This is a genomic window from Kineococcus xinjiangensis (assembly GCF_002934625.1).
Classification (GTDB): Bacteria; Actinomycetota; Actinomycetes; order Actinomycetales; family Kineococcaceae; genus Kineococcus_A; species Kineococcus_A xinjiangensis.
In genome coordinates this window covers 12,724-27,063 of the sequence record NZ_PTJD01000008.1, presented here as the reverse complement: position 1 = coordinate 27,063, position 14,340 = coordinate 12,724, and the positions used below count along the sequence as shown (strand labels likewise).

Sequence of the window (14,340 nt, the reverse complement as noted above, 5' to 3'; positions counted from 1 at the left end):
TCGTCCCCCTGCTGCTGCTGGCGATGCTGCTCGTCCTGCTCGCCGGGGTGCTCTCCGCGGCGGAGGCCGCCGTCGCCACCACGACCCGCCGCCGCGCGCGCGAGCTCGTCGCCGACGGCCGGCGCGGGGCCCAGGCCCTCGTGGAGGTCCTGGAGTCCCCGGCCACGGTCCTGACGGTCTCCACGCTGCTGCGCGTCGTCGCCGAGACCGGCGCTGCGGTGCTCGTCACGGTCGTCGTCGCCAGCCTCGCCTCGCCCTGGTGGCTGGTGCTGCTGCTGGCGGCGGTCGGCATGGGGATCCTGGACTTCATCCTCGTCGGCGTGGGCCCCCGCACCCTGGGGCGGGTGCACTCGGAGCGGGTGGCGCTGCTCACCGCGCCGCTGCTCAGGCCGGTCAGCCGCGGGCTGGCCCCCGTGGCCGGCGTGATGGTCCGCATCGGCGGCGCGGTCACCCCGGGCGGCACCATGCAGCACGGCCCGTTCGGCACGGAGGCGGAGCTGCGCGAGCTGGTGGACCTCGCGGGCGAGAGCCGGCTCATCGAGGCCGACGAGCGCGAGATGATCCACTCGGTCTTCGAGCTGGGCGACACCCTGGCCCGCGAGGTCATGGTGCCCCGCACCGACCTGGTGGCGGTGCGCCGGGACACCGGCCTGGAGGACGTCCTGTCACTGCTGCTGCGCTCCGGCTTCTCCCGCGTGCCCGTCGTGGGGGAGGGCGGCACGGACGACATCCTCGGGATCGTCTACCTCAAGGACGTCGTGCGCGCCCTGCACGGCAACCCGCCGGCGGACCCGGCCACCCCCGCGGAGCACGTCGCGCGCCCGGCGGTGTTCGTACCGGACAGCCTGCCCGTGGACACCCTGATGAAGCAGATGCAGCGCGGCTCCACCCACGTCGCGGTCGTCGTCGACGAGTACGGCGGCACGGCGGGGCTGGTGACGATGGAGGACGCGCTCGAGGAGATCGTGGGCGACATCGCCGACGAGTACGACCGCAACGCCCCCGAGGTGGAGGAGCTGGAGGACGGCGGCTACCGCGTCAGCGCCCGGCTCAACGTGGAGGAGCTGGGCGAGCTCTTCGGCCTGGAGCTGGAGGACGAGGAGGTCGACACCGTCGGTGGCCTGCTCGCCAAGGCCCTCGGCGAGGTGCCGATCCAGGGGTCGACGGCGCAGGTGGGCGAGCTGGAGCTCGTCGCAGAGCGTCGCGGCGGCCGGCGCAACCAGGTGCAGACGATCCTCGTGCACCGCTCCCCGGACGCGGACGGCCCCGACGCGCCACCCGAGCAGGCCGACGTCGAGCAGGACGGCGCCGCGGCGGCGGAGCACGGCGAGGACCGGGAACCGGCCGGTGGGGAGCCCACCCGGCGCGGGTCGCGCCGGGCCCAGAACCCGGAGCGCCCGCGCAACCCGGAGAAGCCCCGGAAGGCGGACAAGCCCCGCAACCCGGAGAAGGCCCGCAACCCGGACAAGCCGCGCAACCCCGACAAGCCGCGCAACCCCGACAAGATCAGGAAGTCCGAGAAGGTCACGAACCCGGCGGAGGCCGGGGACCAGGAGGAGGTGCACCGTGGCTGAGCAGCGACCGGACGCGGCCGGGGAGCACCGGTCGGGCTTCGCCTGCCTGGTGGGCCGGCCCAACGCCGGCAAGTCCACCCTGACGAACGCGCTGGTGGGGCAGAAGGTGGCGATCACGTCGAGCCGCCCGCAGACCACCCGGCACACCATCCGCGGGATCGTGCACCGCCCCGACGCCCAGCTCGTGCTGGTCGACACCCCCGGCGTGCACCGCCCCCGCACGCTGCTGGGACAGCGACTCAACGACCTGGTCATGGAGACGCTGTCCGAGGTGGACGTCGTCGGCCTGTGCATCCCCGCCGACGAGCGCATCGGCCCCGGCGACCGCTTCATCGCCGACGTGCTGGCCAGGGCGCCGCGCTCGGCGAAGGTCGCGCTGGTCACCAAGACGGACAAGGTGTCGCGCCAGGCCGTCGCCGAGCAGCTCCTGGCGGTCGCCCGCCTCGGCGAGGAGGTGCTCGGCGGCTTCGCCGACGTGGTGCCCGCCTCCGCGGTGACGGGGGAGCAGGTCGACGTGGTCGCCGACGTGCTGGCCTCCCACCTGCCGGCGGGGCCGCGGCTGTACCCCGAGGGCGAGCTGACCGACGAGCCCGAGCGCGTGATGATCGCCGAACTGGTGCGCGAGGCGGCGCTGGAGGGCGTGCGCGACGAGCTGCCGCACTCCCTCGCCGTGGTCGTGGAGGACGTGGAGGCCCGCGAGCCACTGCCCGGGCAGCGGCCCGAAGACGCGATGCTGGACGTGCGGGTCTTCCTCTACGTGGAGCGCGAGAGCCAGAAGGGCATCGTCATCGGCCGCGGCGGCGCCCGCCTGAAGGACGTCGGCATCCGCTCGCGGCAGGCGATCGAGGCGCTGCTGGGCAACCGCGTCCACCTGGACCTGCGGGTGAAGGTCGCCCCGGACTGGCAGCGCGACCCGAAGCAGCTGTCCCGCCTGGGGTTCTGAGCGGCCGGCCCCGGCGGCTCACCCCAGCGGTGGGGACAGCAGCAGCGCGAGCATCCGGTCCAGGCCCGGCGGGGGTTCGGCGAGTCCTCCGCGCAGCAGCTGGTGGTGCCCGACGTAGGACGTGTACGCGGTCCAGCTGCGTTCCCGCGCCTCCTCGGGTCCGAGTCCGAGGTCACTGAAGATCCGCTGCAGGGCGTCCAGCCGCCGGATGACGACCCGGCGCAGCACGGGTGCGACCACGGGGTGCTGTGCGGCGGCCACGAGCGCGACCTCGAGCGGGTCCACGGCGGCGGTGAGCGTGTGCTCCAGCAGGAGCGCCAGCCGTGCGCGGGCGTCGGGCAGGTCCCGCAGGTGCGCGATGACGTCCTCGGTGTCGCGCCGCTCCCACTGCTCCAGCGCGGCCCGCAGCAGGTCGGCGCGGTCGGTGAAGTGCCAGTAGAAGCTGCCGCGGGAGGCGCCCAGCTGCTTGGCCAGGCGGTCGACGGCCACGGCGTCGGGCCCGGCCGCGGCCATGGCCGCGAGTGCGGCGTCGATCCAGTCCCGAGGCGTCAGGGTGGGGCGGGGCGGGGTGCGGACCACGCACCCGACGGTACTGCACGGTGACCCAACACACATGTACGGAGCCCGTACACCTCTGTATGGTCTGGGTCCTCGCCACTTCGAGGCCAGGAGGCCACCGTGAGGATCGACGTGCTGAACAGCCGGGTCGTGGACGCTCCGCCGGAGCGGCTCGCCCCCCTCCTCGACGGCCTCGGCGCCCCGGGGGACCGGCTCTGGCCCGTGCGGCAGTGGCCGAAGGCGATCATGAGCCTCCAGCGGCCCCTGCGCCCCGGCAGCCGCGGCTCCCACGGCGGTCTCACGTACTCCGTCACGGGCTACGAGCCGGGGCGTCGCCTCGACTTCGCCTCCGAGCCCGGCAACGGCCTGCACGGCACCTTCTCCGTCGCCGTGGACGGTCCGCCCGGGGGCCCGAGCACCGTCAGCGTCCCCATGGCCGTGGAGGTGGCGCCCCGTCTGCGCCCCATCGCGCCGCTGGTGCGCGTCGTCCACCACGCCGTCGTGGAGGACCTGCTCGACAACGCCGAGCGCGCGGCGACCGGTTCGGTGGCCCGTCCGCGTCGGGCCCCCGCCTGGCTGCGCGCGCTCACCGGCGCCGAGCTGCTCCTCGGCGGCGGCGTGGACGGCCACGGCGAGGGGCTCGGGCGTGCGGGCGCCGTCGGGGCGCCCGCGGTGCTCCTCGCGCTGGCGGGCGTGCACGCCGGCTGGGCCCTCGGCTGGCGCTGGCCCGGCACCGACGACCGCAGCTGGGCCGACCGCGTCATCGGCGCGGACGTGCCCCCGCCCTCCGCCGCCGCGTGCTGGACGGTCGCCGCGGGGCTGACGGCGGCGGCCGGCGCCGTGGCCTCGGCGGCGAGCGGCCGGGGCGGGCGCCCGGCGCGGCTCGCGGGCCGGCTGGTGGCCGCAGCGTTCGCGGCGCGCGGTGCGGCCGGACCGGTCGACTCCCTGGCCCGCGGCCTGGACTCGCCCTACCGGCGCCTGGACGTGGCGCTGTACTCCCCGCTCTGCCTGGCGATCGCCGCCGGCACCTTCGCCGCCGTGGCCCGCGGCGCGCGCCGTCCGCACTGACCCCGCCGCGGCGCCCCGGAACCTCACTCCCCGGGCCCCGGGCCCCGGAACCTCGCTCCCCGGAAAGGACCCTTTCCGGGGCTGGAGGCGCCCTCACCACCCCGGAAAGGGTCTTTTCCGGGGTGGTGAGGGGTGGCTCCGCGCCCGGCCGGGGCGGTGTGACCCGGCCCACCCCCACGTGGACGCCCGCGACAGCCCCGCGTACTGTGGCGGTGTGGTCGGCCGGGCGCTCCTCCTCCTTCGCTGCCGCGGCGGGGCCAGCTAGGTCGGTCTCCCCGTCGCGGGACCTCGACGTGCGCCGGCCGTGCCCGCACCAGCGCCCACCCTGACCGGGCGGGTGGTCCCAGGAGGAGTCGAAGTGCGCAACACCCAGCAGTCCTCGCCGATGCCGGTCCACCGCTACCGGCCGTTCCACGAGCAGATCAGGGTCGATCTGCCCGACCGCACCTGGCCGGACAAGCGCATCGTGGAGGCGCCGCGCTGGTGCGCGGTGGACCTGCGCGACGGCAACCAGGCGCTGATCGACCCCATGAACGCCGAGCGCAAGCTGCGGATGTTCCAGCTGCTCGTGCGCATGGGCTACAAGGAGATCGAGGTCGGCTTCCCCTCGGCCAGCCAGACCGACTTCGACTTCGTCCGCCTGCTGATCGAGCAGGACCTGATCCCCGACGACGTGACGATCCAGGTGCTGACCCAGGCGCGGGAGCACCTCATCGAGCGCACGTACGAGTCGCTGCGAGGGGCGAAGCAGGCGATCGTCCACCTGTACAACTCGACCTCGGTGCTGCAGCGGCGGGTGGTCTTCGGCGCCGACGAGGACGGCATCGTGGACATCGCGCTGCAGGGGGCGCGGCTGTGCCGGAAGTTCGAGGAGTCCGTGCCGGGGACCGCGATCTACTACGAGTACTCCCCGGAGTCCTACACGGGCACGGAGCTGGAGTTCGCGGCGCGGATCTCCAACGAGGTCCTCGGCGTCTTCGAGCCGGCCCCGGACCGCAAGGTCATCGTCAACCTGCCGGCGACGGTGGAGATGGCCACCCCGAACGTGTACGCGGACTCCATCGAGTGGATGTCGCGGAACCTGGCGCACCGGCAGGACGTGCTGCTGTCGCTGCACCCGCACAACGACCGCGGCACGGCCGTGGCCGCCGCGGAGCTCGGCTACATGGCGGGCGCCGACCGCATCGAGGGCTGCCTGTTCGGAAACGGGGAGCGGACCGGCAACGTCTGCCTGGTCACCCTGGGACTGAACCTGTTCAGCCAGGGCATCGACCCGCAGATCGACTTCTCGGACATCGACGAGATCCGCCGCACGGTGGAGCACTGCAACCAGCTCGCCGTCCCGGAGCGCCACCCCTACGGCGGGGACCTCGTCTACACGGCCTTCTCCGGCTCCCACCAGGACGCCATCAAGAAGGGCTTCGAGGCGATGGAGCGCGACGCGGCGGCCGCGGGCCACCACGTCGACGAACACGAGTGGGCGGTGCCGTACCTGCCCATCGACCCGAAGGACGTCGGCCGCAGCTACGAGGCCGTGATCCGGGTGAACAGCCAGTCCGGCAAGGGCGGCGTGGCGTACCTGATGAAGTCGGAGTACCAGCTGGACCTGCCGCGTCGGCTGCAGATCGAGTTCAGCCGGGTCGTGCAGGAGCGCACCGACGCCGGTGGTGGCGAGGTCAGCCCGGGGCAGATCCACGAGGCCTTCTGCGACGAGTACCTGCCCACCGACGGTGCCGGCACGTCCTGGGGGCGGCTGGCGCTGGCCGGCATCCGCACCAGCAGCGGTGAGGGCGGCGACTCGCTGGAGGTGGACCTCCTCGACGCCGGCGCACCGGTGACGCTGCAGGCGCGCGGCAACGGCCCCATCGCGGCGTTCTGCGCGGCGCTGGGCGAGCACGGCGTGGACGTGCGAGTCCTCGACTACGCCGAGCACGCCATGAGCGCCGGTGGCGACGCCCGTGCGGCGGCGTACGTGGAGTGCGCGGTCGAGGGCCGGGTGCTATGGGGCGTGGGTATCGACCCGAACATCACCACAGCCTCCCTGAAGGCGATCGTCTCGGCCGTCAACCGCGCCCTGCGCTGACGCGCCCACCCGACACCCCGGTCCGTACGACGGGCCGGGGTGTCGGGGTCGGCGGTTACGATCGCAGGCATCGACCGGCCGCGGGCCCGGCCGGAGGAGAGGGGGCGGAGCGCCTTGGCCGACGCACCCGGTGCGCTGGAACCGGTGAGCTCCTTCGGTCCCTTCGACGTCCTGGCCGAGCGCGCGCACGGCTTCTACCTCGACGGCTTCAGCGAGTCGGCCGTGCAGGCCGCCCGTGAGGGGCTGGCCTTCTGCGAGGCGGCGGGGGACGAGCGCACGGCCCGCTTCCTGCAGTTCATCTGCGGCGTGGCCCTGCACCAGCTGGGTCGCCACTCCGAGGCGAGCGTGGAGGCCGGGCACCTGCTGCGGCGGCTGGAGAGCAGCGGCGACCCGCTGTGGCGGGCGAAGGCGCTGGCCCTGCTGGCCGAGGCGCGGGTGGACCTGGGCATGACCACCCTGGCGATGGACCACCTCGCGGAGGGGCGGATGCTCGTCGCCGCCGCCAAGGGCGGTGGCTACAACCGCCTCGCGGCGACGATGTCGGTGGCGCTGGCGCTGCGCGCCCTGGTGCTCTTCGAGCCCGCCGACGAGCTGCTCGTGTCGATCTCGTCCGTCACCCGCTACAGCCGCCGGCTGCAGCTGACCGTCGTCCAGGAGGCCGCGGTGCTGCGCGCCTCCTGGGGGGCGATGCTGGAGCTGGTGGGTCGTCCCGGCGACGCCCGGGAGCACTACGGGGAGGCGCACGCGCGGGCGCTGTGGATGCAGCAGCTGGCGTGGGAGGTCGGCTACCCGGAGATGCTGGCCCGGGGGGAGGCCATCGAGGGCTTCGTCCTGCAGCGCACCGGTGCGGGGGGTCTGGCGGAGGCGCGGCTGCGGCAGGCGATGGCCGGCTTCCGCCAGCGGGAGGTCCTGGCGGAGACGCACATCGCGCGCATCGGCCTGGCCCTGGCGCTGAGCGAGCGCGGACTGCACACCGAGGCCCGCGCGCTCCTGGAGGAGGTCACCCGCACGATCCGGCGCAGCCACGTCGACGTGTGGGCCTCCGCGGCGCTGTCGGCCATCGCGCGGGTCGCGGTCGAGGAGCACGGCGACCACCCGGTGGCGGCCCCGCTGTCCGCCCTGGTCCGGTCCTCGCTGAGCCGGCTCTGGGCCGACCGGGAGGGGCGCTTCGAGGCCCTGCAGGACCGCATGCGCGTGCGCGAGATGGCCGAGCAGACGGACCGGATGGGGCGGGCGGCGCTGGAAGACCCGCTGACGCGGCTGGGCAACCGGCGGCTGCTGCAGCAGGTGCTGGAGCGGGCCGACCGCCTCTTCGGCGCGATCTTCGTCGACGTCGACTCCTTCAAGTTCGTCAACGACGACTTCTCCCACGAGGTCGGCGACGCGGTGCTGCGCCGCGTCGCCGAGGTGCTGCGCTCGCGCTGCCGGGACGAGGACGTCGTGATCCGCTACGGCGGGGACGAGTTCGTGCTGCTGCTGGCCGGGGAGGACGCCGACGCGCGCTCCGTCGCCGAGCGGGTCCTGGCGGGGGTTCGGGCGGAGGACTGGGAGGCGCTGGCTCCGGGCCTGCGCGTGACGGTCTCCCTCGGGGTGGCCCGCAGGGCGCCGGCAGCGGAGGCCCTGTCCCAGGCGGACGCGGCCTGCGCGGCGGCGAAGCGGGGCGGCCGCGACCGGGTGGCCGGCGCTCCCGCGGCCGAGGGGGCGCCGTGAGCTACTACCGCGACGAGGCCGTCGTGCTGCGCGCGCAGAAGCTGGGCGAGGCCGACCGCATCATCACGCTGCTGACGCGGCACCACGGGCGGGTGCGGGCGGTGGCGAAGGGCGTGCGCCGCACCTCCTCCCGCTTCGGTGCGCGCGTGGAGCCGTTCACGGTGGTCGACGCCCAGCTGCACCGCGGGCGCAACCTGGACATCGTCACGCAGGTGGAGGTGCTCGCCCCGTACGGACAGGTGCTGGTGGCCGACTACGGCCTCTACACCGCGGGCAGCGCCATGCTGGAGACCGCGGAGCGCTTCACCGAGGCGGAGGGCGAGGCGGCCACCCAGCAGTACCTGCTGCTGGTGGGGGCGCTGCGCACGCTCGCCGCGGGCGGGCACGACCCCGCGCTGGTGCTCGACGCGTTCCTGCTGCGCTCCCTGGCCGTGGCCGGGTACGCGGCGAGCTTCGTCGACTGCGCCCGGTGCGGGGCGGCCGGCCCGCACCGGGCGTTCGCGGTCGCCCACGGCGGGGCAGTGTGCCCGTCCTGCCGCCCGCCGGGTTCGGCGGCGCCGGACCCGCAGACGATGCAGCTGCTCGCGGCGCTGCTGTCGGGGGACTGGGGAGCCGCGGACACCAGCGACCCGCGCTGCCGGCGGGAGGGCAGCGGCCTGGTGGCGGCCTACCTGCAGTGGCACCTGGAGCGGGGCATCCGGTCGCTGCGGCACGTGGAGCGCGTGTGAGGCTGTCCCCGTGACGCAGAACGCTCCCGAGCAGCGCGGTGGACGCACCCTCTTCGGCCGGCGCCGCGCCCCCCAGGCCGTGCGCCGGGAGGTGCAGCCCCCGCCGCCGCACCCCTCCGGTGCCCGCCCGCCGCAGCTGCCGCCGGAGCTGGTCCCGAACCACGTCGGCGTCGTCATGGACGGCAACGGCCGCTGGGCCAACGCCCGGGGCCTGCCGCGCAACGAGGGCCACAAGCAGGGCGAGGCGTCCCTCATCGACGTGGTGGCGGGCTGCATCGAGGTCGGCGTGAAGCACGTCTCGGCGTACGCGTTCTCCACGGAGAACTGGCGCCGCAGCCCGGAGGAGGTCCGCTTCCTCATGGGCTTCAACCGCGACGTGATCCGCCGCCGCCGCGACCTCATGCACTCGTGGGGGGTGCGGATGAGGTGGGCCGGCCGCCGTCCCCGCCTGTGGCGCAGCGTGATCTCCGAGCTGGAGGCCGCGGAGGAGCTGACCCGCGACAACGACGTGATCACGTTGACGATGTGCGTGAACTACGGCGGCCGGGCGGAACTGGTCGACGCGACCCGGGCGATCGCGGCGGAGGCCGCTGCGGGACGGCTCGACCCCTCGCGCATCGACGAGCGCACCATCGCCAGGTACCTGGACGAGCCCGACATGCCGGACGTGGACATGTTCTGGCGCTCCTCCGGGGAGCAGCGGACGTCGAACTTCCTGCTGTGGCAGTCGGCCTACGCCGAGCTGGTGTTCTCCGACATCCTCTGGCCGGACGTGGACCGCCGCGCGCTGTGGGACGCCATCACCGTCTACGCACAGCGCGACCGACGCTACGGCGGGGCGATGGACACGCCCGCCCCGGCGGGCGACGAGGCCGGGCAGGACGTCGAGGACGAGGCCGGTGCGGACGAGGCGGGATCCGGGCCCCGCGCCTAGCGCCTGCCCGCACGAGCCCCCGCACGCACCCCTGCACGAACGCCCGGAGGCGGGGCCCGGCCGGTGAGCCGGACCCCGCCTCCGGGATCCATCGTTCAGGGGACCGCTCAGATGGTGCGGTCGTCCTTGCGGGGACCGGTGGAGGCGCGGTCCTCGACGCCGGTCAGGTCCACCGCGGGCACGTCGTCCATGCTCGCCGTGGGGGCGTCGGCCAGGGGAGCGGGCTCCACCGTGGTCTCCGTGGTGCTGGCGGTGGTGGTCGTCGCCGCGGGAGCGGTCCGGCCCACCTCGCGGAAGGTCGTGGTCTCCGCCGTGGTCTCGGTCTGGGACTCGTCGGAGCGCTTCGACGCGCTGGTCGCGGCGGCGGCGACGGCGGCGGCCACACCGAGACCGGCGGCGACGGCCTTGCCGGAGATCCCGGCCTTGCCGGAGTCACCGCGGGAGGCGGCGGCGTGCTCGACGGTCGGGGCGCCGGCCTGCGCGCCCTCGTTGACCGAGCCGCGCCAGGCGCCGGTGGCGTAGCCCTCGGACTCGATGAAGAACTTGAACTTCTCCAGGTCGGAGGTGACCTGGCGCTCGATGAAGTTCAGCTTGTCGCCGACCTTCTCGATGAGGCCCTCGGGCTCGTACTCCAGCACGAGGCGCACGGAGGTCTGCCCGGCGCCCATGTCCTGGAAGGACACCTCGCCGGCGTTCGTGGCGCCCTCGGTGGCGGCCCAGGCGACCTTGCGGTCCGGGACCTGCTCGAGGATGCGCGCCTCCCACTGCCGCTTCACGCCGCCGATCTCGGCGACCCACTGCAGCCGGTCCTCGGTGAGCTGGGTGACGCTCTGGACGCCCCCCATGAAGTTGGGGAACTCCTCGAACTGCGTCCACTGGTTGTATGCGACGCTCACGGGAACGTTCACCAGGATGGACTTCTCGACCCTCGTCATGGCCTCTCCCTCGTTCGAGTGCGGTGACGAGGCCGGGCTACGACCTCGCCGCTTCCTCGATCGAGTATGGGCACGACCGATTGATCCCGCGCGTCGAGATTCCGGACGGCGACGGGCCGTTCCCCCACAGGGGGGAACGGCCCGTCGCGGCGCTCGGGGGCGGTCAGCCGGTGTTGCGCATGCCCGCCGCGATGCCGTTGATGGTGAGCAGCAGCGCCCGGCGCAGGTCCGGCTCGGGGGAGTCGCCGGCCGCGCGCGCCCGGGCCAGCAGCGACACCTGCAGCGCGTGCAGCGGCGCGAGGTAGGCGTCGCGCAGTTCCAGCGTGCGGCGCAGCAGCGGGGCGGACTCCAGCAGTTCCGACTGCCCCGTGATGTGCAGGACCTCGGTCACCGTGCGCTCGTGCTCGGCGCGGATGACGTCGAAGACGCCGCGCGCGGCCGGGTCGACGAGGGCGTCGACGTAGCGGGCGGCGATCGTCAGGTCCGTCTTCGCCAGCGTCATCTGCACGTTGGAGATGAAGCTGCGGAAGAAGCGCCACTCGGCGAACATCCGCGCCAGGGTCTCGCTCTCCCCGGCCTCGCGGGCGGCGGCGAGCCCGCTGCCCACCCCGAACCAGCCGGGGACGTTGATGCGGCTCTGCGTCCAGCCGAACACCCACGGGATGGCGCGCAGGTCGCCCAGCCCGCCGCTGCCGCCGGGGCGGCGCGACGGCCGGGAACCGATGTTGAGGTGGCCCAGCTCCTCCACCGGGGTGGCCGAGAGGAAGAACGGCATGAGGTCCTCGCTGCCGACGAGGGCCCGGTAGGCCTCCTGCCCGCGGGCGGCGACCAGGTCCATCGTGCGGTCCCAGCCGTCGAGGACGTCCCGGGGCAGCTGCTGGCGCCGGTGCAGGGTGGAGGCCTCCAGCACCGCCGACAGCGCCACCTCCAGGTTGTGCCGGGCCAGCCGCGGCAGCACGTACTTGTCGGAGATGACCTCGCCCTGCTCCGTGACCTTGATGGGCCCGTCGAGGCTGCCGTACGGCTGGGCGAGGATCGCCTCGCCGGTAGGGCCGCCGCCGCGCCCGACGGAGCCGCCGCGGCCGTGGAAGAGGCGCAGCACGATGCCGTGGCGGCGGGCGACGTCGCGCAGGGCGCGCTGGGCGCGGTGGATCTGCCAGCGGGAGGCGGCGATGCCGGCGTCCTTGCTGGAGTCGGAGTACCCCAGCATGATCTCCTGCACGTTCCCGCGGGCGGCCACCACCCGGCGGTAGGAGGGGTCGCGCAGCAGCCCCTCCAGCAGCGACTCCGCAGCCTCCAGCTCCGCGACCGTCTCGAACAGCGGCACGAACCCGATCGAGGCGGTGTCCTGCGCGGGGTCGGGGGCGAAGTCGACCAGCCCCACCTCCCGCGCCAGCACCACGACCGCGAGGAGGTCGTCGATGCCCTGGGTCATGGAGACGATGTAGCTCTCCACCGCCTCGGGGCCGTAGACGTCGAGGACGTGCCGGACGGTGGAGAAGAGCTCCCACACCTCCGCCGCGGTGCCCGTCAGCCACTGCGCGGCGGCGCCGACGAGGGGCCGGTTGCCGGACAGCTCCCGCGACAGCAGCTGGAGGCGGGCGGGGCGGTCGAGCTCGGCGTAGGGACGGTCCAGCTCGCCGAGGCGGTCGTAGGCCGCGGCGAGGGCGGCGTGGTGGCGCCCGGCGTGCTCGCGGATGTCCAGCGTCGCCAGGCTGAGGCCGATGGCGCGGGCGGTGCGGATCACGCGCGCCACCGGGCCCTCGGCGATCAGGTCGCCGTCGTGGGCGCGCAGGGACGCCTGCACGAGCTCCAGTTCCGCCAGCAGCTGCGCCACGCCGGCGTAGTCGCGGCCCGGGACGTGCGTCGAGCCGGACGCCAGCCGGGCCCGGGTGGCGCCGAGGCGCGCCCGCACGTACGACAGCTTCAGCCGGTACGGCTCCTGGGCGTTGAGCCGCACCCGGGCGGCGTAGACGGAGGGCAGCAGCTCCCGGTCGCGCTCCAGGCTCTCGCGCAGCTCCTCGCTGACGTCCACGATCTTCACGGACGGGGCGAGCTGCTGGATGAGGTCGTCGACCGCCCCCTCCAGCACCCCCAGGGCCGCCGCGTGCTGCATGCGCAGCACCTCCAGCGTCACCCGCGGGGTGATGTTCGGGTTGCCGTCGCGGTCGCCGCCGACCCAGCTGCCGAAGCGCAGGGGCCGGGCGTCCGGGCGCAGCTCCAGGCCGGCGCGGGCGATCTCGTGCTCGAGGTCCTCCAGCAGGTCCGGCAGCACGTCGGAGGCCAGCGTCGTGAGGTAGTAGTGCGCCGAGCGGGCCTCGTCGGTGGGCTGCGGGCGCTCCACGCGCAGCTCGTCGGTCTGCCACAGCAGGTCCACGAGCTCGGTGAGGCGGCGCTGCCCGCGCTCGGCGTCGGCGGGGCGCTGCCGGGGGTCCTCGGAGCTCTCGATGATCCCCGCGATGCGCAGCAGCAGCTCGAGCACGGAGCGGCGGCTGGACTCGGTCGGGTGGGCCGTCAGGACCGGCCGCAGCTGCACGCGGTCGACGACCTGCTGCGCCAGGTGCGGGTCCAGCTCGCCCGCCGCGATGGCCGCGCCGATGCGGTCCACGGTCTCGGTCAGGGTGCCGCGCGGGTGCAGCGTCAGCTCCTGGCCGCGGTGCAGCTGCTCGGAGATGTTGGCGAGCTGGAAGTAGACGGTGAAGGCCCGCGCCAGCACGATCGCGGTCTGGTCGTCCACCTCGGACAGCAGCCTGCCAAGCTCCTCGCCGCCGTCGGGGCGGCGGGCGAGGCCGCGGACGTCCTCGACGAGCTGGAGCAGGTGGGCGCCCTCGTGGCGGGTGAGGGCCTCGCCGAGGAGCTCGCCGAGACGGCGCACCGAGGCGCGCAGGGCCGCGTGGGTCTCGTCGGAGAGCACGCCGGCCTGGGAGAGGACGTCGTGCGGCGTGCCGCCCTGCCGGGGGGGAAGGGGGGTGCCGGTGGGCGTGGGCGTGGTCATGCGATCGCACCGTCCTCGCTGCTGGGCGGGTATCGGCGCTGATACCGCTGTGCCGTCGTCTCAGCGGACCTCTCGTCCGCGCGGCCGGGGGCTGGCCGCGCGCTTAGTGTGTCGTGCCTCACGCCCACGTCAAAGTCGCGTCGCTGCGCCGGTGGGCTGGTAGGGCTCTCCGGGGCCTGCCGGTCAGGCCCCGGCGCCGACCGCGGCCTCGTCGGCCCCGGCGCAGGGGCCGCAGACGCCGAACACCTCCACGACGTGCTGGACGTCGACGAAGCCGTGCTCGGTGGCCACCCGCCGCGCCCACGTCTCCACGGCGGGGCCCTCGATCTCGACCGTGCGCCCGCAGCGGCGGCAGACCAGGTGGTGGTGGTGCCCGCTGGAGCAGCGGCGGTAGACGGCCTCGCCCTCGTCCGTGCGCAGCACGTCGACGTCGCCGTCCTCCGCCAGCGCCTGCAGCGTCCGGTACACCGTCGCCAGGCCCACCGCGTCACCGCGCGCGCGCAGGCGCGCGTGCAGGTCCTGGGCGGAGAGGAAGCCGTCGGCCTCGTCGAGGACCGCCGAGACCGCCGAGCGCTGCCGGGTCGACCTGCGCTGCGGGACGGCCATGGGATCCGGGGTCCTTCCAGGGGCGGTCGGGTGCGGCCGCGCGGCGGCGGCCGCGGTGCCAGCCAGACGATAACCCGCCCCGGGGACGCCCGTGCCGCCGCCCGAGGGCGGCAAGGCGTAGCCTCGGTCCTCGCCACCGCGCGCCCTCGCGGGCGGTGGTCCGGCGCCGCCCGGTGCGCCGCCGGAGCGAACGCCCGCCGACACCC

10 protein-coding genes and 1 pseudogene are annotated in these 14,340 nt (G+C 74.7%); 7 read left to right on the top strand and 4 right to left on the bottom strand.

What is annotated here, in order from left to right:
• Positions 1-23: 23 nt before the first annotated feature.
• Both CLV92_RS12065 and era read left to right on the top strand, forming a co-directional pair.
• A pseudogene (locus CLV92_RS12065) lies at positions 24-1,352 on the top strand (hemolysin family protein); the annotation flags it as partial.
• Between the two features lie 214 nt (positions 1,353-1,566).
• The gene (gene era / locus CLV92_RS12060; protein ID WP_104433090.1) at positions 1,567-2,517 is read left to right on the top strand and encodes a GTPase Era; all 951 of its coding nucleotides are present in this window, start codon (positions 1,567-1,569) and stop codon (positions 2,515-2,517) included.
• An 18-nt stretch (positions 2,518-2,535) separates the two neighbouring features.
• On the opposite strand, the gene CLV92_RS12055 is transcribed toward era, so the two are convergent.
• Positions 2,536-3,096 carry a TetR/AcrR family transcriptional regulator gene (locus tag CLV92_RS12055; RefSeq protein WP_158257220.1) on the bottom strand — a complete coding sequence of 187 codons (561 nt, stop codon included), beginning with the start codon at positions 3,094-3,096 and terminating at the stop codon, positions 2,536-2,538.
• Positions 3,097-3,195: 99 nt separating this feature from the next.
• On the opposite strand from CLV92_RS12055, the gene CLV92_RS12050 reads away from it, so the two are divergent.
• The 5 genes from CLV92_RS12050 to CLV92_RS12030 all read left to right on the top strand — a co-directional run bounded on the left by CLV92_RS12050 (position 3,196) and on the right by CLV92_RS12030 (position 9,598).
• On the top strand, positions 3,196-4,143 hold the full coding sequence (locus CLV92_RS12050) for a DUF3995 domain-containing protein (RefSeq protein ID WP_146099508.1): 948 nt from the start codon (positions 3,196-3,198) through the stop codon (positions 4,141-4,143).
• Between the two features lie 358 nt (positions 4,144-4,501).
• Positions 4,502-6,226 (top strand): 2-isopropylmalate synthase, encoded by a 1,725-nt coding sequence (leuA, locus tag CLV92_RS12045; RefSeq protein ID WP_104433088.1) that lies wholly within the window; start codon positions 4,502-4,504, stop codon positions 6,224-6,226.
• 144 nt (positions 6,227-6,370) lie between these two features.
• Positions 6,371-7,936 (top strand): GGDEF domain-containing protein, encoded by a 1,566-nt coding sequence (locus CLV92_RS12040; RefSeq protein ID WP_146099507.1) that lies wholly within the window; start codon positions 6,371-6,373, stop codon positions 7,934-7,936.
• A complete protein-coding gene (recO, locus tag CLV92_RS12035; RefSeq protein WP_104433086.1) occupies positions 7,933-8,664 on the top strand; it encodes a DNA repair protein RecO in 732 nt (243 codons plus the stop codon). Before CLV92_RS12040 ends, recO begins: the two co-directional genes overlap by 4 nt.
• A gap of 79 nt (positions 8,665-8,743) precedes the next feature.
• Positions 8,744-9,598: an isoprenyl transferase gene (locus tag CLV92_RS12030; protein WP_170112755.1), complete on the top strand. Its 855-nt coding sequence runs from the start codon at positions 8,744-8,746 to the stop codon at positions 9,596-9,598.
• A gap of 107 nt (positions 9,599-9,705) precedes the next feature.
• On the opposite strand, the gene CLV92_RS12025 is transcribed toward CLV92_RS12030, so the two are convergent.
• From CLV92_RS12025 to CLV92_RS12015, 3 genes are all read right to left on the bottom strand, one after another.
• On the bottom strand, positions 9,706-10,533 hold the full coding sequence (locus tag CLV92_RS12025; RefSeq protein WP_104433084.1) for an SRPBCC family protein: 828 nt from the start codon (positions 10,531-10,533) through the stop codon (positions 9,706-9,708).
• A 163-nt stretch (positions 10,534-10,696) separates the two neighbouring features.
• Positions 10,697-13,528: a phosphoenolpyruvate carboxylase gene (ppc, locus tag CLV92_RS12020; protein ID WP_104433083.1), complete on the bottom strand. Its 2,832-nt coding sequence runs from the start codon at positions 13,526-13,528 to the stop codon at positions 10,697-10,699.
• 183 nt (positions 13,529-13,711) lie between these two features.
• On the bottom strand, positions 13,712-14,134 hold the full coding sequence (locus tag CLV92_RS12015) for a Fur family transcriptional regulator (protein ID WP_104433082.1): 423 nt from the start codon (positions 14,132-14,134) through the stop codon (positions 13,712-13,714).
• Positions 14,135-14,340 lie beyond the last annotated feature (206 nt).